The sequence below is a fragment of the Acidovorax sp. KPB24-07 genome, assembly GCF_057543315.1.
The window spans coordinates 1-25,944 of sequence record NZ_BAAJYS010000033.1; the positions used below are offsets into that span (position 1 = coordinate 1).

Annotated in this window: 22 protein-coding genes and 1 pseudogene; 15 read left to right on the forward strand and 8 right to left on the reverse strand. The window is 67.5% G+C overall.

Annotated elements, in window-relative coordinates; genetic code table 11:
• Both AC27IQ_RS06585 and AC27IQ_RS06590 read left to right on the forward strand, forming a co-directional pair.
• The coding region (locus AC27IQ_RS06585; protein WP_487088974.1) for an acyl-CoA dehydrogenase family protein at window positions 1-802 on the forward strand (802 nt) is incomplete at its 5' end.
• A gap of 48 nt (window positions 803-850) precedes the next feature.
• Window positions 851-1,966: an acyl-CoA dehydrogenase family protein gene (locus AC27IQ_RS06590; RefSeq protein ID WP_487088976.1), complete on the forward strand. Its 1,116-nt coding sequence runs from the start codon at window positions 851-853 to the stop codon at window positions 1,964-1,966.
• Window positions 1,967-1,994: 28 nt separating this feature from the next.
• Here the strand turns inward: AC27IQ_RS06590 and AC27IQ_RS06595 are convergent, their stop codons facing one another.
• The gene (locus AC27IQ_RS06595; protein ID WP_487088977.1) at window positions 1,995-3,122 is read right to left on the reverse strand and encodes an esterase-like activity of phytase family protein; all 1,128 of its coding nucleotides are present in this window, start codon (window positions 3,120-3,122) and stop codon (window positions 1,995-1,997) included.
• 176 nt (window positions 3,123-3,298) lie between these two features.
• Here AC27IQ_RS06595 and AC27IQ_RS06600 point away from each other — a divergent pair, with 176 nt between their 5' ends.
• Window positions 3,299-4,606 carry a glycoside hydrolase family 18 protein gene (locus AC27IQ_RS06600; protein WP_487088978.1) on the forward strand — a complete coding sequence of 436 codons (1,308 nt, stop codon included), beginning with the start codon at window positions 3,299-3,301 and terminating at the stop codon, window positions 4,604-4,606.
• Between the two features lie 215 nt (window positions 4,607-4,821).
• A complete protein-coding gene (locus tag AC27IQ_RS06605; protein WP_487088979.1) occupies window positions 4,822-6,135 on the forward strand; it encodes a tetratricopeptide repeat protein in 1,314 nt (437 codons plus the stop codon).
• A gap of 77 nt (window positions 6,136-6,212) precedes the next feature.
• Here AC27IQ_RS06605 and AC27IQ_RS06610 read toward each other — a convergent pair whose 3' ends face one another.
• From AC27IQ_RS06610 to AC27IQ_RS06625, 4 genes are all read right to left on the reverse strand, one after another.
• Window positions 6,213-7,496 carry a TRAP transporter large permease gene (locus AC27IQ_RS06610; RefSeq protein WP_487088980.1) on the reverse strand — a complete coding sequence of 428 codons (1,284 nt, stop codon included), beginning with the start codon at window positions 7,494-7,496 and terminating at the stop codon, window positions 6,213-6,215.
• A 20-nt stretch (window positions 7,497-7,516) separates the two neighbouring features.
• A complete protein-coding gene (locus AC27IQ_RS06615) occupies window positions 7,517-8,032 on the reverse strand; it encodes a TRAP transporter small permease (protein ID WP_487088981.1) in 516 nt (171 codons plus the stop codon).
• Window positions 8,033-8,152: 120 nt separating this feature from the next.
• Window positions 8,153-9,136: a TRAP transporter substrate-binding protein gene (locus AC27IQ_RS06620; RefSeq protein ID WP_487088982.1), complete on the reverse strand. Its 984-nt coding sequence runs from the start codon at window positions 9,134-9,136 to the stop codon at window positions 8,153-8,155.
• A 114-nt stretch (window positions 9,137-9,250) separates the two neighbouring features.
• Complete coding sequence (locus tag AC27IQ_RS06625) at window positions 9,251-9,808, reverse strand: HNH endonuclease (RefSeq protein ID WP_284429095.1); 558 nt, start codon at window positions 9,806-9,808, stop codon at window positions 9,251-9,253.
• A gap of 166 nt (window positions 9,809-9,974) precedes the next feature.
• Between AC27IQ_RS06625 and AC27IQ_RS06630 the strand changes: the two genes are divergently transcribed.
• The 3 genes from AC27IQ_RS06630 (at window position 9,975) to lspA (ending at window position 14,507) form a co-directional block, all read left to right on the forward strand.
• Window positions 9,975-11,015 (forward strand): bifunctional riboflavin kinase/FAD synthetase, encoded by a 1,041-nt coding sequence (locus AC27IQ_RS06630; RefSeq protein WP_487088983.1) that lies wholly within the window; start codon window positions 9,975-9,977, stop codon window positions 11,013-11,015.
• A 109-nt stretch (window positions 11,016-11,124) separates the two neighbouring features.
• Window positions 11,125-13,998 (forward strand): isoleucine--tRNA ligase, encoded by a 2,874-nt coding sequence (ileS, locus tag AC27IQ_RS06635; RefSeq protein ID WP_487088984.1) that lies wholly within the window; start codon window positions 11,125-11,127, stop codon window positions 13,996-13,998.
• On the forward strand, window positions 13,998-14,507 hold the full coding sequence (gene lspA / locus AC27IQ_RS06640) for a signal peptidase II (RefSeq protein WP_317354690.1): 510 nt from the start codon (window positions 13,998-14,000) through the stop codon (window positions 14,505-14,507). The genes ileS and lspA overlap by 1 nt, the downstream gene beginning before the upstream one ends.
• A gap of 54 nt (window positions 14,508-14,561) precedes the next feature.
• On the opposite strand, the gene AC27IQ_RS06645 is transcribed toward lspA, so the two are convergent.
• Window positions 14,562-15,506: a hypothetical protein gene (locus AC27IQ_RS06645; RefSeq protein WP_487088985.1), complete on the reverse strand. Its 945-nt coding sequence runs from the start codon at window positions 15,504-15,506 to the stop codon at window positions 14,562-14,564.
• 479 nt (window positions 15,507-15,985) lie between these two features.
• Between AC27IQ_RS06645 and AC27IQ_RS06650 the strand changes: the two are divergent.
• From AC27IQ_RS06650 to AC27IQ_RS06675, 6 genes and pseudogenes are all read left to right on the forward strand, one after another.
• Window positions 15,986-16,977, forward strand: a pseudogene (locus tag AC27IQ_RS06650) (LacI family DNA-binding transcriptional regulator).
• Between the two features lie 67 nt (window positions 16,978-17,044).
• A complete protein-coding gene (locus AC27IQ_RS06655; protein ID WP_317354681.1) occupies window positions 17,045-18,058 on the forward strand; it encodes an ABC transporter substrate-binding protein in 1,014 nt (337 codons plus the stop codon).
• Window positions 18,059-18,062: 4 nt separating this feature from the next.
• A complete protein-coding gene (locus AC27IQ_RS06660; protein ID WP_317354678.1) occupies window positions 18,063-18,881 on the forward strand; it encodes an ABC transporter permease in 819 nt (272 codons plus the stop codon).
• A gap of 13 nt (window positions 18,882-18,894) precedes the next feature.
• Window positions 18,895-19,692, forward strand: coding sequence for an ABC transporter permease (locus AC27IQ_RS06665; RefSeq protein WP_487088986.1), 798 nt, complete (start codon window positions 18,895-18,897; stop codon window positions 19,690-19,692).
• Complete coding sequence (locus AC27IQ_RS06670) at window positions 19,682-20,746, forward strand: ABC transporter ATP-binding protein (protein ID WP_487088987.1); 1,065 nt, start codon at window positions 19,682-19,684, stop codon at window positions 20,744-20,746. Before AC27IQ_RS06665 ends, AC27IQ_RS06670 begins: the two co-directional genes overlap by 11 nt.
• A gap of 5 nt (window positions 20,747-20,751) precedes the next feature.
• Window positions 20,752-21,585 carry a phosphodiesterase gene (locus tag AC27IQ_RS06675; RefSeq protein ID WP_487088988.1) on the forward strand — a complete coding sequence of 278 codons (834 nt, stop codon included), beginning with the start codon at window positions 20,752-20,754 and terminating at the stop codon, window positions 21,583-21,585.
• 56 nt (window positions 21,586-21,641) lie between these two features.
• Here AC27IQ_RS06675 and AC27IQ_RS06680 read toward each other — a convergent pair whose 3' ends face one another.
• Window positions 21,642-23,027, reverse strand: a complete 1,386-nt coding sequence (locus AC27IQ_RS06680; RefSeq protein ID WP_487088989.1) for a hypothetical protein — start codon at window positions 23,025-23,027, stop codon at window positions 21,642-21,644.
• Window positions 23,028-23,293: 266 nt separating this feature from the next.
• Between AC27IQ_RS06680 and AC27IQ_RS06685 the strand changes: the two genes are divergently transcribed.
• Window positions 23,294-24,964 carry a Na/Pi cotransporter family protein gene (locus tag AC27IQ_RS06685; RefSeq protein WP_284395241.1) on the forward strand — a complete coding sequence of 557 codons (1,671 nt, stop codon included), beginning with the start codon at window positions 23,294-23,296 and terminating at the stop codon, window positions 24,962-24,964.
• A gap of 80 nt (window positions 24,965-25,044) precedes the next feature.
• Window positions 25,045-25,437 (forward strand): arsenate reductase (glutaredoxin), encoded by a 393-nt coding sequence (gene arsC / locus AC27IQ_RS06690; RefSeq protein WP_487088990.1) that lies wholly within the window; start codon window positions 25,045-25,047, stop codon window positions 25,435-25,437.
• A gap of 45 nt (window positions 25,438-25,482) precedes the next feature.
• Here arsC and AC27IQ_RS06695 read toward each other — a convergent pair.
• On the reverse strand, window positions 25,483-25,944 hold a 462-nt coding region (locus AC27IQ_RS06695), incomplete at its 5' end, for a BclA C-terminal domain-containing protein (protein WP_487088991.1).

Genomic DNA, 25,944 nt, shown 5'->3' on the forward strand with positions numbered 1-25,944 from the left:
GGACCTGGCCTCGGTCAAGACGCGCGCCGAGCGCGTGGGCGACCACTACGTGGTCAACGGCCAGAAGACCTGGACCACGCTGGGCCAGTACGGCGACTGGATGTTCAACCTCGTGCGCACCAGCACGGAAGGCAAGCCGCAGACCGGCATCTCGTTCCTGCTGCTCGACATGAAGTCGCCCGGCGTCACCGTGCGTCCCATCCGATTGCTGGACGGCGAGTGCGAGGTCAACGAGGTCTTCTTCGACAACGTGAAGGTGCCCGCCGAGAACCTGATCGGCGAAGAGAACAAGGGCTGGACCTATGCCAAGCACCTGCTGAGCCACGAGCGCACCAACATCGCCGACGTGAACCGCAGCAAGCGCGAGCTGGAGCGCTTGAAGCGCATCGCCCGCGCCGAGGGGCTGTACGACGACCTGCGCTTTCGCGACCAGATCGCCCTGCTGGAGGTGGACATCGTGGCGCTGGAAATGCTGGTGCTGCGGGTGCTGTCGGCCGAAAAATCGGGCAAGAACTCGCTGGACATCGCGGGCCTGCTCAAGATCCGCGGCAGCGAGATCCAGCAGCGCTATGCCGAACTGATGATGCTGGCCGCCGGCCCCTTCAGCCTGCCCTTCATCGAAGAGGCGATGGAGGCCGGCTGGCAGGGCGATGCGGGCGCCGGCGCGCTGGGCGGCTTCCCGGGCGGCGAGGTGGCCAACGCCCCGCTGGCCGCGAACTACTTCAACCTGCGCAAGACCACCATCTACGGCGGCTCCAACGAGGTGCAGCGCAACATCGTCGCCCAGACCGTTCTGGGCTGAACCCCACCCCCTCCCGCCAGGGCGAGAACTTCGCCAGGAGTGAAAAAAATGGACTTTGATTTCTCGGACGACCAGCAATCGCTGCGCGACGCGGTGCGCCGCTGGGTGGACAAGGGCTACACCTTCGAGCGCCGCCGCGGCATCGTGGCCACCGGCGGCTTCGACCGCGCGGCCTACAACGAACTGGCCGAGCTGGGCCTCACGGCCCTGACCGTGCCCGAGGCGCACGGCGGCCTGGGCCAGGGCCCGGTGGACGCCATGGTGGCCCTGGAGGAACTGGGCCGGGGCATCGTGCTGGAGCCGCTCGCCCAGGCCTTCATCGCCAGCAGCGTGCTGGGCCAGTACGCACCCGAATCCGTTCAGGCCGACTGGCTGCCGCGCATCGCCAGCGGCGAGGCCCTGGTTGTGCTGGCGCAGCAGGAGCGAAAAGCCCGCTATCGCCTCGACGTGTGCGAAGCCACCGCGGCGGCGCCGCCATCAGGGCATGCGCTGACAGGCCTCAAGAGCATCGTTCCGGCCGGCGACCAGGCCGATGCCTTCCTGGTGCCTGCCCAACTGGATGGCGCGATCGCCCTCTTCCTGGTCGAACGCAGCGCCCCGGGCGTCACCACGCGCGGCTACGTCACGCAGGACGGCAGCCGCGCCGCCGAAGTGCAGTTGGCCGACGCACCCGCCACGCTCGTCACCACCGACGGGCTGGCCGCACTGGCCCTGGCGGTGGACACCGGCATCGCCGGCGTGTGCGCCGAGGCCGTGGGCGTGATGGACCAGGCCGTATCGCTCACCGTGGACTACATGAACCAGCGCAAGCAGTTCGGCGTGGTGATCGCCAGCTTCCAGGCCCTGCGCCACCGCGTGGCCGACATGAAGATGCAGCTGGAGCTGGCGCGCTCGATGAGCTACTACGCCAGCCTCAAGCTCAACGCCCCGGCGGATGAGCGCCGCCGCGCCATCGCCCGCGCCAAGGTGCAGCTGGGCCAGTCGATGCGCTTCGTGGGCCAGCAATCGGTACAGCTGCACGGCGGCATCGGTGTGACCGACGAATACATCGGCAGCCACTACTTCAAGACGCTCACCCAGTTGGAGATGACCTACGGCGACACGCTGCACCACCTGGGCGAGGTATCGGCGCGCATGCAGGACACGGCCGGCGTCTTCGCCTGACGGGGCGGGCCTGGCGTGGCGCAGCGCGCTATTCGGACAGCACCTCGAATGCGAGGAACTGGCTGATCTGTGTGTCGTTGAAGTTGTTGTCGGACACCATCACCAAGCTGCGGTGGCCGTTGGCCAGACGCGGCCCCCAGGCCATGCCCTCGATGTTGTCCAGCGTGCGCAGGCCCAGCGTGTTCAGGTTGAGCACCAGGCGCTTGCGCACCGGCGTGAAGCCGCCCGAACCCAGCGAGGCCATGCCGCTCACGTCGCTCGCGCCTTCGGTGTCGATCTCGTACAGGCGGATGTACATGCGGTACAGATCGTCGCTGCCCTGCACGCCCGAGCGCTCCAGCACCAGGAAGCGGTGGTCGTCCACCGCCAGCATTTCCGAAACACCGTTGTCCGCGTTCTTGCCCGTGCCGGGCACCGCCTGGATGGGATCGACCGGATAGGCCACCTGGCGCAGCAGCGCACCGCTGCGGTTGTATTGCAGCATGCGTGAATACGCGCCCGCCGTGGGCGTGGGCACCGGGCCGTCCTGATAGAGCGGCGCCTCCATGGCGACCCACAGCGATGCGCCATCGGCCGAGAAGCTGAGCCCCTCCAGCGTGAGGTTGTTGCGCGCGCCGGTCGCCTGCGTGGGCGACATGCGATAAGCCGCTGGCCAGGGCAGCGCGCCCAGGGCCCGGCCGCTGGCATCGGCATGCATCACGAATGGGTCCAGGCCCAGGCTGCGATCGCCCTCGCTGGTCCACCACAGGCTGCCGTCGCGCGGATCGATGCGGATCGCCTCCGGATCGGGCACGGGGCTCGTCGCCGTGGAGGCCGTGCGCGCGGGGTACACGCTGCCGTCCGCCTGGCGCAAGGGCATGGTGCCCAGGAACTGCACGGGTGCGAATGTGGATGGGTCGAACTGCAGGCGCGCGGTATAGAAGCGCGCGGGGTTCTTGTCCGAGCGGTCGTCGCTGACCAGTACCCAGGTGTCACGCGCGGCGTCGTAGTCGATGCCCGAGAGCCCTCCCACCAGGGTGCCGCCCACCTGCAGCGTGTTCGGCACGGTCTGCTCGCCGATCAGGCGCACGCTGATGTCGCGGGCACCGCCGTCGCTGCCCCCACAGGCGGCAAGGCACACGGAGAGGATGGCAGCGCAGGCAAGGGGTCTGAACATGGACGGCTCTTCGGTCAAGGGGATGGCAGGGGTGGACAGCGCCGGACCTTAGCGGGCCCGCATGACAGGCTGATGGCACTCACGGCCCGGCATTTGGCGGGGAAATTTCACACATTCCGAAAGATGGAATTTCGCTATAGTGGCCGCCCCAACAACATCTCGGAGGTTTTTCCGCCATGCGCACCTTGATCCAACAGATTGCGGCCATTCCCCTGATGGCCCTCATGGCCACCAGCGCCTGGAGCCACGGACCAGGCCACGGCCCTGGCGGAGGCAACGGCAGCCCGCCGCGCGAGGTCGTCGGCTACTTCACCTCGTGGGGCATCTATGCGCGCAACTTCAAGGTCAAGGACCTGGTCGCCCAGGGAGGCGTTCCCGCGGTGACCACCATCAACTACGCGTTCGGCAACGTTCAGCCCGCGCAGGCCGGCGGCGCCGGCCCAGTGGTCTGCCAGTTGGGCGATGCCTATGCCGATGTGGAGCGCGCCTGGGCCGCCGAAGAGAGCGTGGACGGCCAGGCGGTCGATGCCAGCCAGCCGCTGCGCGGCAACTTCCAGCAGTTGCTCGCGCTCAAGCGGGCCTACCCCGGCACCAAGGTCCTGATCGCACTGGGCGGCTGGAACGGATCGAAATGGTTCTCCGATGCCGCGCTCACCGCCGAATCCCGCAGCGCGCTGGTCACCTCCTGCATCGACCTGTTCATCAAGGGCCGGACCGACGGCAGCATCACGGGCAACGGGCCGGCCGCCGGCGTGTTCGACGGCATCGACATCGACTGGGAATACCCGGCCGCGGAAGGCGCCGAGGGCAACACCGTGCGACCCGAAGACACCCGCAACTTCACGCTGCTGCTGCAGGAGTTTCGCCGCCAGCTCGATGCGATCGACCCGCAGCTGCGCCTGACCATCGCCGCGCCGGCCGGCCCGCAGACCGCCGCCAAGATCGAACTGGCCGAAGTGGCCCGGTCGCTCGACTTCATCAACGTGATGGCGTATGACCTGCACGGGGCATGGGAAAGCACCACCAACCACCAGGCCGCGCTCGCGCCGAACCCGAACGACCCGGCCCGCGCGCAGAAACTCTCGGTGGTCGAGACCGTGGGCAGATACCTGCAGGCGGGCGTGCCCGCGCACAAGATCGTTGTCGGGGCCCCGCTGTATTCGCGCGGCTGGACGGGCGTGACCAACGCCCAGCGCGGCCTGTACCAGGCGGCCACGGGCATTCCCGCCGGCACGTACGAGGCGGGCATCGAGGACTACCAGACCCTCCAGGCCAAGCCGGGCTTCGTCCGCTACTGGGATGCCCATGCACGCGCGGCCTGGCTGTTCGACGGCACCACGTTCTGGACCTTCGACGATGCGCAGACCCTGCGCGAGAAGGCGCGCTTCGTGAAGCTGGCCCGCCTGCGCGGCATGATGTTCTGGGAGCTGTCGGGCGATGGCGGCGAGCTGGTGCGCGCCGTGGGCAACGAACTCTCGCGCTGAACGATCACTGCTCGCCAAAGGTGGAAGGCCGCTGTCGCCCTTTGGGTCGCAGCGGCCTTTTTTCAGGCCCGTGCCCGCCCCGCGCAGGCATGGTGCAACGCCCTCGTCGCAGCGCGGCCAATGCACGAACGGGGCCCGCAGCGAATCCGGGATAATCGTCCACCCATCCTGAAGGCGCCAAGCATGCGCGCCTCCCCCTATTTGCCCCTCCCGACATGAGCGCAACACCCCTCGCAGACCCCAACCGCCAACACCTTGAAACCGCCAGGACGCAGATCGCCCAGGGCGAACTCCAGAAAGCCGCGCTGACGCTGAACAAGGCCCAGCAGCAGTCCCCCAACGATCCGCGCGTGTTCATGCTGGCGGGCCTGATGGCGGAGAAGGCCGGCAACCTGCCCAAGGCGTTCGAGGCGCTGCGCCATGCCGTGGCGATCTCGCCGGACTGGGGCCCTGGCCTGCTGGAACTGGCCCTGCTGCTGGCACGCCAGAACCAGTTCGACGAAGCCGTGAGCACTGCGGAGAAGGTCGCCCGGATCGAACCCAACAACCTCGTGGTACTGGCCGGGGTGATCGACGTCGCGCACCGCGCGGGCCACCTGGACATGGCCGTGCGCCACCTGCGCCGCGGGCTGGAACTCGTGCCGGGCGATGCGCAACTGCGCCGCCAGCTGGCACGCGACCTGAGCGGCCAGGGCGCGCACGCCGAATCCGTCGAGCTGTGGAGCGGCCTGATCGCCGAGAACCCGGCCGACACCGAATCGCTGCTCGGCCGCGTGAAGGCACACCTCGCCGCGGGCACGCCCGCCCGTGCCGTCGCCGACACCACCACGCTGCTGGAACTGGCCCCTGGCGACTCGGTCTATGCCTACTACGCCGCGCTGGCCCATGGCGTGACGCCGAAGCACCAGCCGCCGGAACTGAACCGCGGCCTCTTCGACAGCCTGGCCGAGATGTACGACCAGCACATGGTGCGCGGCCTGCGCTACCAGCTGCCCAAGCGCGTGGCGGACAAGATCCTCGAACGCTTTCCGGACAAGAAGCTCAACCTGCTGGACCTGGGCTGCGGCACGGGCCTGCTCGGCGTGTGCCTGGGCCGGCTGGACGGCTTTTTGATCGGCGTGGACATCTCGATGAAGATGATCGAGCAGGCCGGCCGCCACAACGTGTACGACCGATTCCACCACGTCAACCTGCTCGACGCCCTGCAGGAAACGCCCGACGCCATCTACGACGTGCTGGCCGCGCTGGACGTGTTCATCTACACCGGCGACCTCACCGAAACCGTTCCCAACGCCCTGCGCATCCTGGTGCCCCAGGGCGAGCTGATCTTCTCTTGCGAGACCTCGGACGAAGCGGGCCCGGACATGGTGCTGCAGCCCAGCGGCCGCTACGCCCACAAGCGCAGCCACGTGGTGGCTCTGTGCAAGGCGGCGGGCTTCGAAACCGTGGAAGTGGAAGACACCGTGCTGCGCTACGAGAACAACGCGCCCGTGCAGGGCTTCATCGTCACGGCGCGCAAGGCGGGCTGACGGCGGGAGCGCCCACGGCGCCCCCAAAGAAAAAGCGCGGCCGTTGCCGCGCTTTTTTCATGCCCTCGTGCGCGGGGTCAGAACCCCAGCGCGTGCGGCAGCCAGGTCGAGATGGCCGGCACGAAAGTCAGCAGGATCAGCACCGCCAGGTGCGCCAGCAGGAAGGGCGGCAGCTCCCGCGTGAGGGCCGCCAGCGGCACCTTGGTGGCCACCGACGTCACGAACAGCAGCCCGCCCACGGGCGGCGTGATCATGCCCAGGGTGAGGTTGACGATCACCACCATCGCGAAGTGGATCGGATCGATGCCCAGCGCCGCCGAGATGGGCGCCAGGATCGGCACGAGGATCATCACGCCCGGCAGTGGCTCCATGAAGATGCCGAACAGCAGCAGCAGGATGTTCACCGCGATCAGGAAGGTGACGGGCGACAGGTTCCACCCCACGATGGTCTCCGCCAGTTGCTGGGGAATGCCTTCGATCGTCAGCACCCAGGCGAACGCGGCCGACGCTGCCACCACCAGCAGCACCGATGCGGTCAGCAAGGCCGAGCGCGCGGCGATGTGGGGCAGCGCCTTCCACTCCAGCGTGCGGTAGATCCATTTGCCGCAGATGAGCGCATAGAACACCGCCACCACCGACGCCTCGGTGGGCGTGAAGATCCCGAAGCGGATGCCCACCAGGATCAGCACGACCAGCATCAACGCCGGGATGGCGCGAATGCTGTTGGACACCATCTCCGCGCGGCTCGGCCGTGGCTCGCGCGATCGGTAATCGCGGCGCACGCACACGCGCCAGTTGACGAGCGCCATGGCCGCAGCGATCAGCAGCCCGGGCGCGAAGCCGGCGATGAAGAGCGCCCCCACAGACACCTGCTCGTCCTGCAGCGCATAGATGATCATGATGATCGAGGGCGGAATGATGGGGCCCACGATGGCCGTGCTGGCGGTGAGTGCCGCCGCGTAGGCACGCGAATACCCGGCCTTGTCCATCATCTTCACCATCATGGAGCCGGGCCCCGCCGCATCGGCCAGGGCCGAGCCTGAGATGCCCGAGAACAGCGTGAGTGACAGGATGTTGGCATGCCCCAGCCCGCCGCGCAGGTGGCCCACGAACTGCGCCGCGAAGCGCAGCAGCACCACGGTGAGCGCGCCGCCGGACATGATCTCGGCCGCGAGGATGAAGAACGGCACCGCCATCAGCGGGAAGCTGTCGATGCCGGTGAACATCTCCTTGAACACGATCAGCTGCGGATAGCGCCCGCCCACGAACACCGCGATCGCGGCCGACATGGCCAGCGCGAATGCGACGGGAAAGCCCAGTGCCATCAGGACGATGGCGGAAACGAAGAGGGTGATGGCCATGGGTCAGGTCCTTCGGAACATCACAGCGACGCGGCGGACTCGGCGTCCATTTCGTCGGACTCGACATAGCTGCCATGAATCACATAGCCCCGCGCCATGAACAGCAGGTGCACGAACAGCAGCAGGAAGCCCACCGGCATCGCCGAATAGATCCAGGCGAACGCGATGTCGGTGGCCGGCGTGGTCTGGAACCGCGTGGCCCACACGTACTGCACCGAGAACCACGCCATCACCAGGAAGAACACGCCCAGCCCCGCCACGATCAGCCCGCGCAGCCAGCGCGCGCCAGTCTGTCCCAGCGTGTGGTGCAGGTTGTCGATGGCCACGTGCCCGCCGAAACGCAGCACCAGTCCGGCCCCGAGGAACGTGCCCCAGATCATCAGGTGCCGGGCCACCTCCTCCGCCCAGACGATGGAATCGCCCGTGGTGTAGCGCAGCACCACGTTGGCGAAGACGATGCAGGCCATGGCCAGCAGCAGGATGATGAGCAGCCAGCGGTTGCAGGCCACCAGCGCGCGCTCGAATCGGTTCAGCATGGGAGGGAGGGCACCTGCCGGCGCCAATCTATCGGTCGATCGATCAAAACGGAAAAAGCCCGGCCAGGCCGGGCAGAGGAAAAGCGCACGCCGGACAGGCTCCGGCCGCGCCGGCCACCATCACTTCGTGCTGGTGATCTGGTCCAGCGTCTTCTGGCCGAACTTGGTGGCGTATTGCTTGTAGGCGGGCTCCAGGGCCTTCTGGAAGGCCGACTTGTCGACCGACTCCACGACCTGCATGCCGGCCGCCTTGACGTCTGCCAGGCCCTTTTGCTCCACGTCGTCCACGAACTTGCGCGAGGCCGCCGCACCCGCCTTGGCACCCTGGGTGAAGCTGGCCTTCTGCGCATCGCTGAGGCTCGACCAGAGGTTGGGCGACACGATCAGCGCCATGGGCGCATAGACGTGGCCGGTCAGCGAGAGGTATTTCTGCACCTGCGGCAGCTTGGCGGAAACGATCACCGACATCGGGTTCTCCTGCCCATCGATCGTGCCCTGCTGCAGCGCACCGATCACCTCGGGCCAGGACATGGGCGTGGGCGAGGCGCCCAGCGTGCGGAAGGCCGTGATGTGCACGGGGTTCTCGGTCACGCGGATCTTGAGGCCCTTGAGGTCTGCCGGCGTGCTCACCGGATGCTTGTTGTTGGTCAGGTGGCGAAAGCCCTGCTCGCCCCAGGCCAGGGCGATCAGGCCCCGGCCCTTGAACTTGCCCAGCAGGTCCTGGCCGAACGGGCCGTCCAGCACCGCGCGGGCATGGGCCGTGTCGCGGAACAGGAAGGGAATGTCCACCACGCCCACATCGGGCACGAAGTTGCTCAGGGCGCCGGTGGAGACGATCACCGCCTCCACGGTGCCCAGCTGCAGGCCTTCGATCAGCTCGCGCTCGCCACCCAGGGCGCTGGAGGGGAACTGCTTGAACTTGAAGGCGCCGCTGGTGCCTTTCTCGACCGTGTCGGCCCAGGCCTGTGCAGCCGCGCCGTAATGCGAGTTGATCGCCAGCGCATAGCCGACCTTGATTTCCTTGGCCTGCTGGGCGAACACGGGAAGGATGGGCAAGCCGGCAACGGCGGCGGCCAGCAACAGGCGGCGGGAAGCAATGCGCATGGAAACGGTCCGATCTGGCCCCCGGGGGGCGTTGTGACAAAGGAGGCAGGATTATTCCCGCAGCCCCGGCCCCCAGCCCTCGGGGAAAGTACCTGAGCAGGCGCTTTTTTTCGATCAGTCCAGCAGGCGGGACGATTTGGGCACATGCGCCATCAAAAACTCCATCTGGTCCGCCAGGATGCGGCGGTTGCGCAGGATGAAGTCCTCCCACAGGCTGGGCACGTAGGGCGCGTAGAGCAGCGGCATGTGCGCCTGCTCGGGCGTGCGCGGGCCCTTGCGGTGGTTGCAGGGGCGGCAGGCCGTGACCACGTTCATCCAGTGGTCCACGCCCTGGCGCGCATAGGGCACGATGTGCTCGCGCGTGAGGTCTTCTTCGTGGAAATGCCCGCCGCAATACGCGCAGACGTTGCGGTCGCGGGCGAAGAGCTTGCCGTTGGTCAGGCTGGGCTTGAGGTTGAACGGGTTGATGGCCGGCACGCCCTTGGTGCCGATGATGCTGTTGACGCCGATGACCGACTGCTCGCCCGTCACGGCGTTGTGGCCGCCGCGGAACCGGGCGATCTGCGCGCCGGATTCCCAGCGGACCTCGCCCGCGGCATAGTGAATGACCGCCTGTTCCAGCGAAATCCATGATTGGGGCAGCCCCTGGGCCGACAACTTCAAGACCTTCACAACTCGCCTCCTGGAACAACGATGCACACAAGGATTCGGAACGCTGATGTCTCACGGGCGGCGTGCCAAGGCCGGCCTGTGGCTCACAATATACTCCGTTCATGACAAATTGGCGTCCAGCGCTTGATACACCTGCGCACGGCGCTATCAAAAGTAAAGCACTCCGATGAAGATCTTTCGAGGCTTCCATCACCCCGACATTGCATCGGCCTGCGCCCTTACCATCGGCAATTTCGACGGCGTGCACCGTGGGCACCAGGCCATGCTGGCGCTGCTGAACAACGAGGCGGCCCACCGCGGCGTGCCCAGCTGCGTGCTGACGTTCGAGCCCCACCCGCGCGACTATTTCGCCGGCGCCCGCCAGCGCCCCGAACTGGCCCCCGCCCGCATCGGCACCCTGCGCGACAAGCTGGACGAACTGCGCCGCTGCGGCGTGCAGCAGACCGTGGTGCTGCCCTTCAACGAACGGCTGGCCAGCCAGCCGCCGCAGGCGTTCATCGAGGACGTGCTGGTGCGCGGCCTGGGCGCGCGCTACGTGCTGGTGGGCGACGATTTCCGCTTCGGCGCGCAGCGCGCGGGCGACTACGCCATGCTGGACGGCGCCGGACGCAGCCAAGGCTTCGAGGTGGCCCGCATGAACAGCTACGAGGTGCATGGCCTGCGGGTATCGAGCTCGGCCGTGCGCGAGGCCCTGGCCGCTGGCCGCATGGAAGACGCCGCGCGGCTGCTGGGCCGGCCCTATGCCATCTCGGGCCACGTGGTGCACGGGCGCAAGCTCGGCCGTGAGCTGGGCGCCAGCCGCGAGGGCGCCGGCGACGGCTTTCGCACGCTCAATCTGCGCTTTGCCCACTGGAAGCCCGCTGCGGGCGGCATCTTCGTGGTGCGGGTGCACGGCCTGGCCGCCGAGCCCCTGCCGGGCGTGGCCAACCTGGGCGTGCGCCCGTCGCTCGATCCCCGGGACGTGAACGGCGGTCGCGTGCTGCTGGAGACCCACTGCCTGGACTGGCCCCGCGATCTGGGGGCCGAAGGGGCGTACGGTAAAATCGCCCGCGTGGAACTCCTGCACAAACTGCACGACGAGCTGAAATACGACAGCTTCGACGCCCTCACCCGCGGCATCGCCAGGGACTGCGATGACGCGCGGGCGTATTTCTCCGCCTCCACGCACGCCGAGACCCGTCGCCAGACCACGCGCGACCGAATTTGACGGTCCCCGTGCCGCAGCGCAGCCCTGCGGCCCCGTCCGCCCCCTCATCTTCTTTCTCTTCCTGCGTTCCAGGCCATGGCCCGGAACGGCCCGCTCCTTAGGTCTTGCCATGTCCGAGAACACGAACGCCACCCCCACCCCTTCCACCGGCACGGACTACCGCGCCACGCTCAACCTGCCCGACACCGCCTTCCCGATGCGCGGCGACCTGCCCAAGCGCGAGCAGGGCTGGGTGAAGGAATGGGACGAAAAAGGCATCTACAAGAAGCTGCGCGACGCCCGCTGCGGCGCACCGAAGTTCATCCTGCACGACGGCCCGCCCTACGCCAACGGCCAGATCCACATGGGCCATGCGGTGAACAAGATCCTGAAGGACATGATCACCAAGGCGCGCCAGCTCGAAGGCTTCGACGCGCTGTACGTGCCTGGCTGGGATTGCCACGGCCTACCGATCGAGAACGCCATCGAGAAAAAGCACGGCCGCAACCTGAGCCGCGACGACATGCAGGCCAAGAGCCGCGCCTATGCCACCGAGCAGATCGCCCAGCAAATGGGCGACTTCCAGCGCCTGGGCGTACTGGGTGAATGGGACAACCCCTACAAGACGATGAACTTCGCCAACGAAGCAGGCGAAATCCGGGCGTTCAAGCGCGTGATGGAGCGCGGCTTCGTGTACCGGGGCCTGAAGCCCGTGTACTGGTGCTTCGACTGCGGCTCATCCCTGGCCGAGTTCGAGATCGAGTACCAAGACAAGAAGAGCACCACGCTGGACGTGGCCTTCAAGGCGCACGAGCCCGCGAAGCTGGCCGCCGCCTTCGGATTGAGCGCTTTGCAGAAAGATGCCTTCGTGGTGATCTGGACCACCACCGCCTGGACCATCCCCGCCAACCAGGCGCTGAACCTGAACCCCGAAATCACCTATGCGCTGGTGGACACCGAGCGCGGCCTGCTGGTGCTGGCCGAATCGCTGGTGGAAGACTGCATGGCCCGCTACGGCCTCACCGGCCAGGTGCTCGCCACGGCGCTGGGCGAAAAGCTCGGCGGGCTGGAGTTCGAACACCCGCTCTACGACGTGAAAAGCGAAGACGGCAGCCATGGCTACCGGCGCCTGTCGCCCGTGTACCTGGCCGACTACGCCACGGCCGACGACGGCACCGGCATCGTGCACTCCTCTCCCGCCTACGGCCTGGAGGATTTCAACTCCTGCCGCGCGCACGGCCTGGCGCTGGACGACATCCTGAACCCCGTGCAGGGCAACGGCACCTACGCGGCCGACTTCCCCCTGTTCGGCGGCCAGCACATCTGGAAGGCCGTGCCGGTCGTCATCGAGGCGCTGCGCAACGCTGGCCGCCTGATGGCCACCAAGGACATCACCCACAGCTACCCGCACTGCTGGCGCCACAAGACCCCCGTGATCTACCGAGCCGCCGCGCAATGGTTCATTCGCATGGACGAAGGCGAAGGCGTGTTCACGAAGGACAAGGCGCCCAAGACCCTGCGCCAGACGGCGCTGGAAGCCATCGAGCACACCAGTTTCTACCCCGAGAACGGCAAGGCCCGCCTGCATGACATGATCGCCAACCGGCCCGACTGGTGCATCTCGCGCCAGCGCAGCTGGGGCGTGCCGATCCCGTTCTTCCTGCACAAGGACTCGGGCGAGCTGCATCCGCGCACCATGGAGATCATGGACCAGGCGGCCGATATCGTCGAGAAGGGCGGCATCGAGGCCTGGAGCCGCGTGACGCCCGAAGACATCCTGGGCGCCGAGGACGCCGCCTGCTACACCAAGAGCACCGACATCCTGGAGGTGTGGTTCGACTCCGGTTCCACCTTCTTCCACGTGCTGCGCGGCACGCACCCGAACGTGCACCACGACACCGGCCCCGAGGCCGACCTGTACCTCGAAGGCCACGACCAGCACCGCGGCTGGTTCCACAGCTCGCTGCTGCTGGCGAGCGCGCTGGAGGGCCGCGCGCCCTACAAGGGCCTGCTGACCCACGGCTTCACCGTGGACAGCCAGGGCCGCAAGATGAGCAAGTCGCTGGGCAACGGCATCGACCCGCAGGAGATCAACAAGAAGCTCGGCGCCGAGATCATCCGCCTGTGGGTGGCCGCCAGCGACTACTCGGGCGACATCGCGGGCGACGACAAGATCCTGGCGCGCGTGGTGGACGCCTACCGCCGCATCCGCAACACGCTGCGCTTCCTGCTGGCCAACGTGAGCGACTTCGATCCGAAGGCCGACGCCGTGCCGTTCGACCAGATGCTGGAGATCGACCGCTATGCGCTCACGCGGGCCGCCGAATTCCAGGCCGAAGTGCTGGCCCACTACCAGGTGTACGAGTTCCATCCCGTGGTGGCCAAGCTGCAGCTGTACTGCTCGGAAGACCTGGGCGGCTTCTACCTCGACGTGCTCAAGGACCGCCTGTACACCACAGCGCCCAAGAGCCTGGCACGCCGCAGCGCCCAGACCGCGCTCTACCAGATCACGCACGCCATGCTGCGCTGGATGGCGCCCTTCCTGTCGTTCACGGCGGAAGAGGCGTGGAAGGTGTTCGGCACCTCCGAATCGATCTTCCTGGAAACCTATGGCGCTATCGCGGGCGCCGACGAAGGGCTGCTGGCCAAGTGGGCCCGCCTGCGCGCCATCCGCGATGCGGTGAACAAGGAAATCGAGGCGCTGCGCGCGGCCGGCCAGGTGGGCTCGTCGCTGCAGGCGACGGTCACCCTGACCGCCGCCCCCGAAGACCACGCGCTGCTCGCCAGCCTGGGCGACGACCTGAAGTTCGTCTTCATCACGTCCGCGATCGAACTGGTGGCGGGCGATGCGCTGCGGATCAGCGTGCAGGCCAGTACTGACACCAAGTGCGAGCGTTGCTGGCACTACCGCAGCGATGTGGCCCAGGACCCGGCCCACCCGACGCTGTGCGGCCGCTGCACCAGCAACCTGTATGGCGCCGGCGAAGCGCGGGAGCACGCGTGATGGCCCGCAGCAGCTATTCGTCTTCATCTTCCACGGGCGGCAAGATGTGGCCCTGGCTCGTCTGGGCACTGCTGATCCTGATCGCAGACCAGTTCACCAAGACGTTGATCCTGGGCTACTACCGGCTGGGCGATGCCACCTACATCACCGGCTTCTTCAACATCGTGCGTGCGCACAACACGGGTGCGGCGTTCTCCTTCCTGGCGGATGCGGGCGGCTGGCAGCGCTGGGTGTTCACGGGCATCGGCGTGGCGGCCACGCTGTTCATCGTGTGGCAGTTGCGCGCCCATCCCGGGCAGAAGCTGTTTTGCTTCGCGCTGTCCAGCATCCTGGGCGGCGCCGTGGGCAACGTGGTGGACCGCATGATGCACGGCTACGTGGTGGACTTTCTGGACTTCCACGCGCGGGGCTGGCACTTTCCGGCCTTCAACCTAGCGGACTCGGCCATCACGGTGGGAGCGGCCTGCCTGATCCTGGATGAACTGCTGCGGGTGAAGCGCTCGTCCTGAAGACCGGGCGCCGACAGCGCGCCCTGCCCAGCAACACGCTGGCTGCGGCAAGCGTCAGGCGCCTTTGTCACGCAGCCGTCTGGCGGCATCCAGCAACCCGGGCACTTCCTGCGTTGCGCTTCGTATGCCTGCGCTGACGTCCATCTGCCGCGCGACGCCCACGGCCAGCACCTCATTGAGCAGAGCGCGCTGGGTCCGCCGAAGGTTGGGATTCAAGGCACGCACTTCAGAAGGAACGCGGGCCTTGGCAACATCGATGGTGGCCTGTAGCTTGAGTTGCACTCGCCGCTCGAACCCCCGGCCCACCACCGCCATGGAAGGAAAGACCGTGTGTGGCGCGTAGCGCATCGTGGGTCCGACCTCGCGCAAGCCCTGGTCGAAGCGGGCCAGCAGAGATGGCGAGTTCCCGGTCAAAGCCGTCTCCATTTCAGCCCTGTCTTTCAAGCCCGAGGCATGGCCGTGCTCCAGGCTCAGGGTGAAGTCGCCGGCATCACCTGCCCATTGGCTGTCTGCAGAAAAGACTGCGGGTCCGCGAAGCCAAGGGTCCAATATCATGTGGTAATCCGGCCCCCGCCCGTCCCTCAGCTCTGCCCAGTCGTGGTCGATCCACTGCGACTTCACGAGGTAAATGAACTCCCCCTTGTCGGTGCCTGAGCTGGCTTCTTTCAACAGAGGGACATGCAGCATGATGGTCAAGGCAGCGAACTCTGCACAATTGCCGGCCTGGGCCAGAATTCCTCCGGCAGCGTAGGCCACAACTCGCGGCAGGCCGTGCTCCACCAGCATGTTCTTCACAAGCCGGCCCGCTTCGACCCTCCTGGAGCTTTCGTGACCGAATCGCGCAATGTCGTCTTTGACGTTGCCGCGACCGCTCGGCAACAGCGCTCGGACCTGCTCGACCGTGGCGGTGGCGTTGCGCAGGCGCGTAAGGTCAGGCCCTTCCACATGCCGGCCATCGATGGCCCGTGCCATGACATAGCCGCGCAACTGCCGGTCCACTGCGGGGGACAGGGTTTGGCGGGGGCGAAGCAGGCCTTCTATTACGGCGATACCGGCGGCTTTACGCGAATGCAGTCCGTGGACAGCTACCGCGCACCCGCAGGCGGAGTCTCGACCAGTGGAAGGGGGTCCAACACCTGGACTGGGGGCCAGCGCGGCAGGCGGACGGCCCCGGGATGAAAGCGGTGACACCATAAGTCGGCTCCTCGATTCTGGCGCCCGGTTTGAAAGGGACAGGCCGCAGGCGCCGGACAAGGGCATGCGTCCTTCGACCATCCGAGTCCGCCTCATGCCGAACTGGAACACACAGGTTAAGCACGACATCGCCCTGCGTCCATGCGGGCCGCGAAGACACCCGTTGGCGGACGAACCCTCGGACTTTGCTCCCACCGCGCGCGACTGTCATCACGCCGTCACGCCGCCCCATTCCAATGCCATGAAATCGATTACATGGCCTTTTGCAGCCCCATCCCATTCCCATGACCATCCAGGACGTCGCCCGCGAAGCCGGGGTTTCGGTCGCCACCGTGTCCCGCGCGTTCAATCTGCCGGACAAGGTCACCCCCACCACGCGCGACCTCGTGCTCGGCGTGGCCGAGCGCCTGGGCTACGCGCCCAACGCCAGTGCCCGCACCCTGCGCACGCAGCGCAGCCGCGTCATCGGGGTGGTGTTGCCCACGCTGCTCAATCCCGTGTTCGCGGAATGCCTCGAAGGCATCGCGCGCGCCGCGGCGCTGGCGGGCTATGCCATCCTGCCATTCACCACCGACTACGTGATCGCGCAGGAAGAGCGCGCCGTGAATCTGCTGCTGGCGGGCGACGTGGACGGCATGATCCTCGTGGTCTCTCAGCCCGAGTCCTCCACGGCGCTCGCACGCCTGGCGGCATCCGCCCTGCCCTACGTGCTGGCCTACAACCGGCACCCCGGCCACCCCTGCGTCTCGGTGGACAGCGAAGGCGCCGTGGCGACCTGGTGGCACGGCTGGTGGCCCTGGGGCACCGGCGCATCGCCATGGTGAGCGGCCAGTTGGCCGCATCGGACCGCGCACAGCAGCGCTGCCGCGGCTTTCGACGCGGCATGGCCGCTGCCGGGCTGACGCAGGCGCCGGTGGTCGAAGTGCCGTTCGTGGAAACCGCGGTGGAGGACGTGGCGCAGTGGCTGCGCGGGGCCGAGCGCCCGACCGCCCTGGTCTGCTCCAACGACCTGATTGCGATCCGCTGCCTGCGGGCCGCCCGCCAGGCGGGCCTCGCCGTGCCGCGCGATCTCAGCGTGGTGGGCTTCGACGGCATCGCGCTGGGGCAGGACCTGACCCCCGTGCTGAGCACCGTGGCCCAGCCCAATGCGGACATCGGCCGCTGCAGCGTGGAGCTGCTGATACAGGCCATGGCCGCCGATGCGCCGCTGACGCCACAGGCCAGCCTGACGCTGCCCCATCGCTTCCGTGCCGGCGAATCCTGCGCAGGCGCCTGACCGACAGATCCTGCAACCCACTCCCCCAACCCATCCCTTCCTTCGTTCTGCTTTTCTGGAGCCCTCGATGAAACACACCTTGCAAACCCTGATCCGCACCACCGTGCTGGCGTTCGGCCTGGCCTCCGGCGCCGCCGCGATGGCGCAAACCGCCATTTGCTACAACTGCCCGCCCGAATGGGCCGACTGGGGCAGCCAGCTCAAGGCCATCAAGGCCCGCACGGGCGTGACCGTTCCGCCGGACAACAAGAACTCCGGCCAGGCCCTTGCCCAGATGGTGGCCGAGCGCGCAAGCCCCGTGGCCGACGTGACCTACCTCGGCGTGACGTTCGCCATCCAGGCGCAGAAAGACGGCGTCGTGGGCACCTACCAGCCCGCCGGCTGGAAGGACATTCCGGAAGGCCTCAAGGACCCGGCGGGCCATTGGTTCACCATCCACTCGGGCACGCTCGGCTTCATGGTGAACGTCGATGCGCTCAAGGGCAAGCCGGTGCCGCAATCGTGGGCCGACCTGCTCAAGCCCGACTACAAGGGCCTGATCGGCTACCTCGATCCGGCCTCGGCCTTCGTGGGCTATGTGGGTGCGGTGGCAGTCAACCAGGCGCGCGGCGGCTCCATGGACAACTTCGCCCCCGGCATCGACTACTTCAAGGCACTGCAGAAGAACGAGCCCATCGTGCCCAAGCAGACGGCCTACGCCCGCGTACTGTCGGGTGAGATCGCCATCTTGCTGGACTACGACTTCAACGCCTACCGCGCCAAGTACAAGGACCAGGCCAACGTGCAGTTCGTCATCCCTGCGGAAGGCACCGTGGTCGTGCCTTACGTGATGAGCCTGGTGGCCAATGCCCCGCATGCGGCAGACGCCAGGAAGGTGCTGGACTTCGTGCTGTCCGACGAAGGCCAGGCGCTGTGGGCCAACGCCTACCTGCGCCCGGTGCGCGCCAATGCCATGCCCAAGGAAGTGCAGGCCCGCTTCCTGCCGGCCAGCGACTACGCGCGCGCCAAGACCGTGGACTACGGCCGCATGGCGGCTGCGCAAAAGGCGTTCTCCGACCGCTATCTGAAGGAAGTGCAGTAACGCCATGCGCCACGGTGGTTCCGCTCCCTCGCGCCCGGTGCTGCTGGCGTGCGCCGCGCCTGCCGTGGCGTTCTTCGCGGCGTTCTGGCTGCTGCCCGTCGCCCTGCTGCTGGCCTTGCCGGCGGGCAAGGGCTGGGACACCTACTTCGCGGTGCTGACCCATGCGCGCTACCTGCAGAGCCTGCTGCAGACGCTGGGACTGTCGCTCGCCGTCACGCTGGCCACGCTGGTGCTGGGTGCGCTGGTGGGCATCACGCTGGCGCGCCAGCGCTTTCATGGCCGTGCGCTGCTGCTGTCGCTGCTGACGCTGCCGCTGTCGTTCCCCGGCGTGATCGTGGGCTTTTTCATGATCCTGCTGGGCGGGCGGCAGGGGCTGGTGGCCGACCTGTCGGAGGCGCTGGGCGCCGGCCGCACCACGTTCGCCTATGGGCTCACCGGCCTGTTCCTGGCGTATCTGTATTTCTCGCTGCCACGGGCCATCGCCACCTACACGGCGGCGGCCGGCAGCATGGATGCGCAGCTGGAAGAAGCGGCCCGCTCCCTGGGTGCCTCGCGCTGGCGCGTGGCGCGCGATGTGTGGGTGCCCGAACTGGCGGCCACGACGCTGGCCTGCGGCGCGATCGTCTTCGCCACGGCCATGGGCGCGTTCGGCACGGCGTTCACGCTGTCGGCCAAGTTCGAGGTGCTGCCCATCACCATCTACAACGAGTTCACCAACTATGCCAACTTCGCGCTGGCGGCCAGCCTTTCGATCACGCTCGGGCTGATCACCTGGATGGTGCTGTGGGTGTCGCGCCGCGTGTCCGGCACCACCGCTTTCTGAAGGAGCCGAAACCATGCGAAACGCAAGACAGGCCCCGGCGCTGCTGATGGCGCTGACCGCCCTGGTCGCGCTGTTCATGATCGCGCCCATCGCCCTCTCGGTGGTGGCCGGTCTGGTCCACAACTACAGCGTGGGCCTGAAAAGCGGGCTCACGCTGCGCTGGCTGGGCGAGGTGTGGGAGAACTACGGCGGCACGGTGGGCTGGTCCCTGGTGCTGGCGCTGCTGTGCGTGCTGGGCAACCTGTTGCTGGGCGTGCCCTGCGCCTATGCCCTGGCGCGCAGCCGCTCCCGCTGGGCCCGGCTGTTCGAAGAACTGCTCACCCTGCCCGTCGCCGTGCCGGGCCTGGCCAGCGCGCTGGCGCTCATCCTGGCCTACGGGCAGCTTTCGGGCTTTCGCCAGAGCTTCGCCTTCATCCTGGTGGGGCACATGGTGTTCACGCTGCCCTTCATGGTGCGCACCGTGGGATCGGCATTCCAGAAGAACGAACTGCGCTCGCTCGAAGAGGCCGCGCGCGCGCTCGGCGCCAGCTTCGCGCAGCGCTTTCTGGGCGTGCTGGTGCCGGCCGTGCTGCCGGCCATCGTGGCGGGCAGCCTGATGGTGTTCACGCTCTCGGTGGGCGAATTCAATCTCACCTGGATGCTGCACACCCCGCTCACCCGCACGCTGCCCGTGGGGCTGGCCGACAGCTATGCCTCGATGCGCATCGAAATCGGCTCGGCCTACACGCTGGTCTTTCTGATCGTCATCCTTCCCGTGCTGTGGGGCCTGCAGGCCATCGGCACCTTCATCGAGAAACACCATGGAACTTGAACGCACGCGCGTGGACGTGGTCCAGTGCGCCAAAACCTATGCCGACGGCACCCGCGGCCTGCAGCCCACCGACCTGACCGTGGAGCCCGGTGAGGTCATGGCCCTGCTCGGACCGTCGGGCTGCGGCAAGACCACGCTGCTGCGCCTGATCGCCGGGCTGGAGGCCCCCGATGCGGGCAGCCGCATCGCTTTCGGGAGCACCGACGTGACCCGCATGCCGATCGAGCAGCGCGGCGTGGGCATGGTGTTCCAGCACTACGCGCTCTTTCCGCAAATGACGGTGCAGGCCAACATTGGCTATGGCCTCAAGATCCGCGGGGTGGCCGAAAGCGAGCGCCGCCGCACCGTGGGCGAACTCGTCGATCTGGTGCGCCTGGGCGGCCTGGAGAAAAAACGCCCGGCCGAACTCTCCGGCGGCCAGCGCCAACGGGTGGCCCTGGCCCGCGCCGTGGCCGCGCGCCCGCGCGTGCTGCTGCTGGACGAGCCGCTCACCGCACTGGATGCCAAGCTCAAGGAATCGCTGCGCGACGAACTGGCCGACCTGCTGCGCCGCCTGCACATCACGGCGATCCACGTCACCCACGACCAGCAGGAAGCCCTGGCCATTGCCGACCGCCTGGCCGTGATGCATGCGGGCCGCATCGTGCAGGTGGGCGACGGCGAGGCGCTCTACCGCGCGCCCAGCCACCCGTTCGTCGCCACCTTCCTGGGCCGGGTGAACCGCATCGTGCCGGCTGTGGACCCCAGCGCAGCGCGGGGACTGCCGCACCTCACGGCGCTGCAGGCCTGCGACGCCCCTTCGGCTCCGGCCGACGCGCTGCTCGTGCGCCCCGAGGACGTCGAGGTGGGCCCGACCCTGCCCGACTGGGGCAGCGCCGCCGTGACGCGCCGCAGTTTCCTGGGCGACCGCGTGCAGCTCACGCTGGCCGTTTCGGGGCATGCGCCCCTCCTGGCCGATGTGCACCGCGACCATCCCGCGCGCGAAGGCGAGCGGGTAGGCTTTCGCATCGCCACGCACCGCCTGCTGTCCGTCACCGAAAGCCTCAGCGCATGACCCGCATGAACACCACCACCCTGCTCCTGCAGCTCTCCGACCTGCACATCCGCGAGCCCGGCCGACTGGCCTATGGCCGGCTGGACACCGCTCCCTACCTGCGCCAGGCTGTGGACACGGTGCTGCGCATGCCGCAGCGCCCGGATGCCGTCGTGGTCACCGGCGACCTGACCGACTTCGGCCGGCCTGCGGAATACGGCCACCTGCGCGACCTGCTGGCGCCGCTCGGGGCCATGCCGCTCTACCTGCTGCCCGGCAACCACGACGACCGCGAGCAACTGCGCGCCAGCTTTCCCGAGCACGCCTACCTGGGCGAGGAAGGCTTCGTGCAATACAGCGTGCCGGTGGGCGGGCTGCAGCTCATCGCGCTCGATACCGTGGTGCCCGGCGCCAGCGAAGGCGGCCTGTGCGAGGCACGGCTCGCCTGGCTGGAGCGCCAACTGGAAGCGCACCGCGGCAGGCCCGTGGTGATCGCCATGCACCACCCGCCGTTTCGCACGCTCATCGGCCACATGGACGCCATCGGCCTGCTGGAAGGCGCCGAAGCGCTGGAGGCCATCGTGGCGCGGCACGCCAACGTGGAGCGGGTGGTCTGCGGCCACCTGCACCGCGCCATCCAGGTGCGCTTCGGCGGCACGCTGGCAGCGACCGTGCCATCGCCCGCGCACCAGGTGTGCTTGGACCTGGCGCCCGACGCCGCCTCGGCCTGGACGCTGGAGCCGGCGGGCTTTGCGGTGCATGCGCTGCCGCAGGACGGGCGGCTTGTCAGCCACATCGCGGCCAGCGGGACATATCCCGGGCCGTATCCGTTCCATGAGGCGGGGCAACTCATCGATTGAGGATCTCGTCCACCGAAACCCATTCGCCGCGATGGCGCCGCTCGGCACGGCTTCGCTCATCGGCTCCTCGGAAAAATCTCTTCCATGAAGTAGCCCTCGATCCTGGTCAGATGCTCCACACCGTTGCGCATGCGGGCTTTGATGTCGCTGATCGATGCCGCCAGTTCACTGAATTTCGCTCCAGGGTTCATGGCCGCCGCATCGCGCCACTGCTTGAGCTGCCGAGGATCCAGCCGGGCGCTCAGCGTTTCGTCGGCCAGTTGTTCCACCAGATCGCCATGGCCTTGAAGCAGTTCATCTTTAGTCGCCAGCACCTGCTCCAGGTTTTGGATCTTTCTACCCATCGCCTGGACGTTTCCGAGCAGTTCCAGCACGCCACTGACGTGATATCTCATGTTCATGGTGCGGAGCGACAACAGGGCCTGCGCCATTTCGTGGCGCTTTTCGTCTGCCGCTCTCTGTGCCAGCGCGGCGGCTGATTCGGCAGCCGCCGTGCTGGCAACATGTGTGGGGGAAGCTGGCGCGGAGCCCTCGGTCGAAGAAGCGCTGGCCACCGGCAGGGTCGATGCGATCAATGCACCGTCACGGGGGCTGGCAACCGATTTCGGAGATTCCGACTGGGTGGACGCCACGTTCGCCTCCACGTCGATCTGTACACTTTCATTCGCTTCTGTTTCTGCTTCCGTGTGCGTTTCCAGATCCGCGTCCCAATCCGACCGCGCGTCCATGAAGACGTCCGTATCGGAGTCAGCGTCCGATTCAGGTTCTACCTCCAGCCGCGCATGCATCTCGCGCGCCGCAGCCTCCGCTGTCTGGAACACCGCTTCCAGGTTCACCGATGCAGCCTGCACCCATTTTTTGTAGCTCTCCGGCGTCGCGCTCCCGTCCAAGCCGTTCATCTGCTTGCGCATTTCCGATTGAAAACGCAGCGAATCGGCTTTGAGGCTCGCCATGCTTTGCAGACGCTTGATCCGGATCTGCATTGCCGCCGGGTTTTCGGCCACTGACTTTTCTGGTTGGCCGACATACCCCTGCATCCTCAGAATCCCTGCGGCTGCGAGGTCGCGCCATGCGTCGGTATTTTCCACGGGCGGAGGGCCCGAGCGGCCTGTAGAGGCGACGGCGACAGCCTTGGCCTTGCCGGCACGCGCCTCGGCAAGCGCCGCCGCACGGGTCGCCGAGGCTGACGCAGCGGTGCCGGATACGGCCGGTTCGCGGTGACGCACCCCGGCTGGTCGGGAAAGTTTCGGCGGAGGGGGACGGCGGGTGGGCGGCGGCCCCGAATCCTCGGGTTTGGTTTGCAGGGCCAGCGCTCTGCCCTGCAAGCCCAGTGTCGCTGCGGACATGGAATTGGACCTGCGTTGCGGTGCGCGCTCCGGGATGCGCTCCTCAACGGAGCGGGCAACGCGCGGCGGAGACGTGATTTCTTTGAGGTGGACCATGGCTTCTCCCTTGAATGCTTTAATGGAAGGGCCGAGGGTAGGAATGGGCCTGACCCACCGCGCCGCAGCGCCCGAAGCCCTTGCCCGGCGCGCGAAACCCGGGCCATACCGTGCCATCCAGGCCACCCGGCACACCGATCCGACCCGCCCAGGCCCGTGGTTGCTGGCGGGCTGCTATGGATTCAGGAGTATGCTGTCACTCCCGGAACGGCAGGCAGGCCAGGAGCCCTGTGCCCCGCCCCCGGGTGAAGCATCCGATCCCTTTCATGAAGCACCTGTTGAATCTGCTGGCCGCCGTGGCACTGCTGGTCTGGGGCACCCACCTGGTGCGCACGGGCGTGCTGCGTGTGTTCGGCGCCAACCTGCGCACCATGCTCGCCCGCAGCATGGGCAACCGCTTCACGGCAGCACTGTCGGGCATCGGCGTGACGGCCCTGGTGCAGTCCAGCACGGCCACCTCGCTCATGACCTCGTCGTTCGTGGGCCAGGGGCTCATCACCCTGCCCGCCGCGCTGGCGGTGATGCGCGGGGCCGACGTGGGAACCGCCCTCATGTCGGTGCTGTTCTCCACCGACCTGTCGTGGCTGTCCCCCCTCTTCATCTTCGTGGGCGTGGTGTTGTTCATCACCCGCCAGTCCAGCTCGGCCGGGCGCGTGGGGCGCGTGCTCATCGGGCTGGGGCTGATGCTGCTGGCGCTCGAAATGGTCGTGCAGGCCAGCGGCCCCATGCTGGCCTCTCCCATCATCAAGGCCATGCTCGGCTCGCTCAACAGCGACATCGTGATGGAGATCGTCATGGGCGCGGTGCTGGCCGTGATCGCGTACTCCAGCCTGGCCATCGTGCTGCTCATCTCGGCCATGGCGGCCTCGCACGTGGTGCCGCTGGACGTGGCCCTGGGCCTGGTGCTGGGGGCCAACCTGGGCAGCGGCCTGCTGGCCGTGCTGACCACCGCCAAATCGGCCGTGGAGGTACGGCAGGTGACCGTGGGCAACCTCGTCTTCAAGCTGATGGGCGTGGCGCTGGTGGCCCCGTTCGCGGGGCTGTGGCTGCGCTATGTGCAGCCCCACATGCCAGGTACCGCGCAGGGCGTGGTGCTGTTCCATCTGGGCTTCAACGTGGTCATCAGCCTGGGGTTCATCGCGTTCACGCAATGGGTGGCCACCTGGGTGACACGTCTGCTGCCCAAGCCCGTGGGCGCGCAGAGCCTGCGGCCCCACCACCTGGACCCCTCGGCCCTGTCCACCCCGTCGCTCGCCATTTCCTGCGCCGCCCGCGAGGCGCTGCACCAGGCCGACGTGGTGGAGACCATGCTGCTGGGCGTGCTCGATGTGATCAAGAAAAATGATGTGCAACTGGCCGAACGCCTGCGCAAAATGGATGACGAGGTGGACGAGCTGTATTCGTCCATCAAGTACTACCTGACCAAGATTTCCCGCGAGGCGCTGGGCGAGGACGAGAGCCGGCGCTGGACCGACATCATCAGCTTCACCATCAACATGGAGCAGATCGGCGACATCATCGAACGCGTGTTGCTGGACATCGAAGACAAGAAGATCAAGAAGGGCCGCCAGTTCTCCGACGCCGGCATGGCCGAGATCACGGAGCTGCACGAGCGCCTGATCAACAACCTGCGCCTGGGAATGAGCGTGTTCCTCAACGGCACGGTGCGCGACGCGCAGAAGCTGCTCGAAGAAAAGGCGCGCTTTCGCGACCTGGAGCGCGCCTACGCCGCCACCCACCTGGTGCGCCTGGCGGACAAGACGGTGCAGAGCATGGAAACCAGCTCGCTGCACATCGACCTGATCAGCGAACTCAAGCGCATCAACTCGCACATCTGCTCGATCGCCTATCCCATCCTGGACTCGGCCGGTGCCCTGGCGCCCAACCGCCTGCGCTCGGCCACCGGCGCGGCGCAGGACGCCACGATCGGAAAATGACGGGCTCGCCACCCACGCACGCGCCCCTTCCGAGTGCCGCGCCATTGCTGCGCCAAGTCCCCTTGCCGAAAGCCCCGCCTGTGACCTCCCCTGCCCTGCCCGACCGCGCCTTCGAACCCGACGTCGTCATCTATCACAACCCGGAATGCGGCACCTCGCGCAACGTGCTGGCGCTGATCCGTGCGAGCGGCATCGAGCCGCATGTGGTCGAGTACCTGAAGACCCCGCCTTCGCGCGCCATGCTGGCATGGCTGGTCACGCGGGCAGGCGTGCCGGCGCGCGACATGCTGCGCGAGAAGCACCCGCTGCATGCCGAACTGGGCCTCGCCGATCCGGCCCTGGACGACACCCGGCTGCTCGATGCCATGGCAGCCCACCCCGCACTCATCAACCGACCCATCGTGGTATCGCCGCGGGGGGTGCGCCTGTGCCGGCCCGCCGAACGGGTGGCGGATATTCTGCCCGCCCGCTAGCGAAGCGGTGGGCCCGGTGCCCGCCCGTGCGCCCATCGGATGGGGTCAGTCCATCTGCTCGACGATCAGGGTCGCGCCCGCCCCGCCGTCCAAGGTCACCGAGCCCAACATCCCATAGAACTGGGCCTGCAAGGTGGAGCCCGCGATCAGCGTCACGATGGTCTCGCCGAGATACCGGTTCGTCGACATGCTGGGCACCTCGGTCAAGGCCGGGTAAGAAGCGCCATTGATCAGCACCCGGGCGCTCGCCAGGGTGGCGGCGGTGGTGCGCATGGCGTATTTCACGCGGTAGCGGCCCGTGGTGGGCACCGTGAAGACGTCGCTGGAACCATTGGCGACAAAGCCACCGCCGAGGTTCTGCGCCTGCGGCATCGGCACATTGGTGCCCCCCAGCAGGACGGCGATGGTGGAGCCGGCCGTGTTGTGCGCGGCCATCGACACCGCGCTCACCGCCCCGCCAGTGCCCGCAGGGCCGGTGGCCCCGGTCGCACCCGCCGTGCCGGTGGC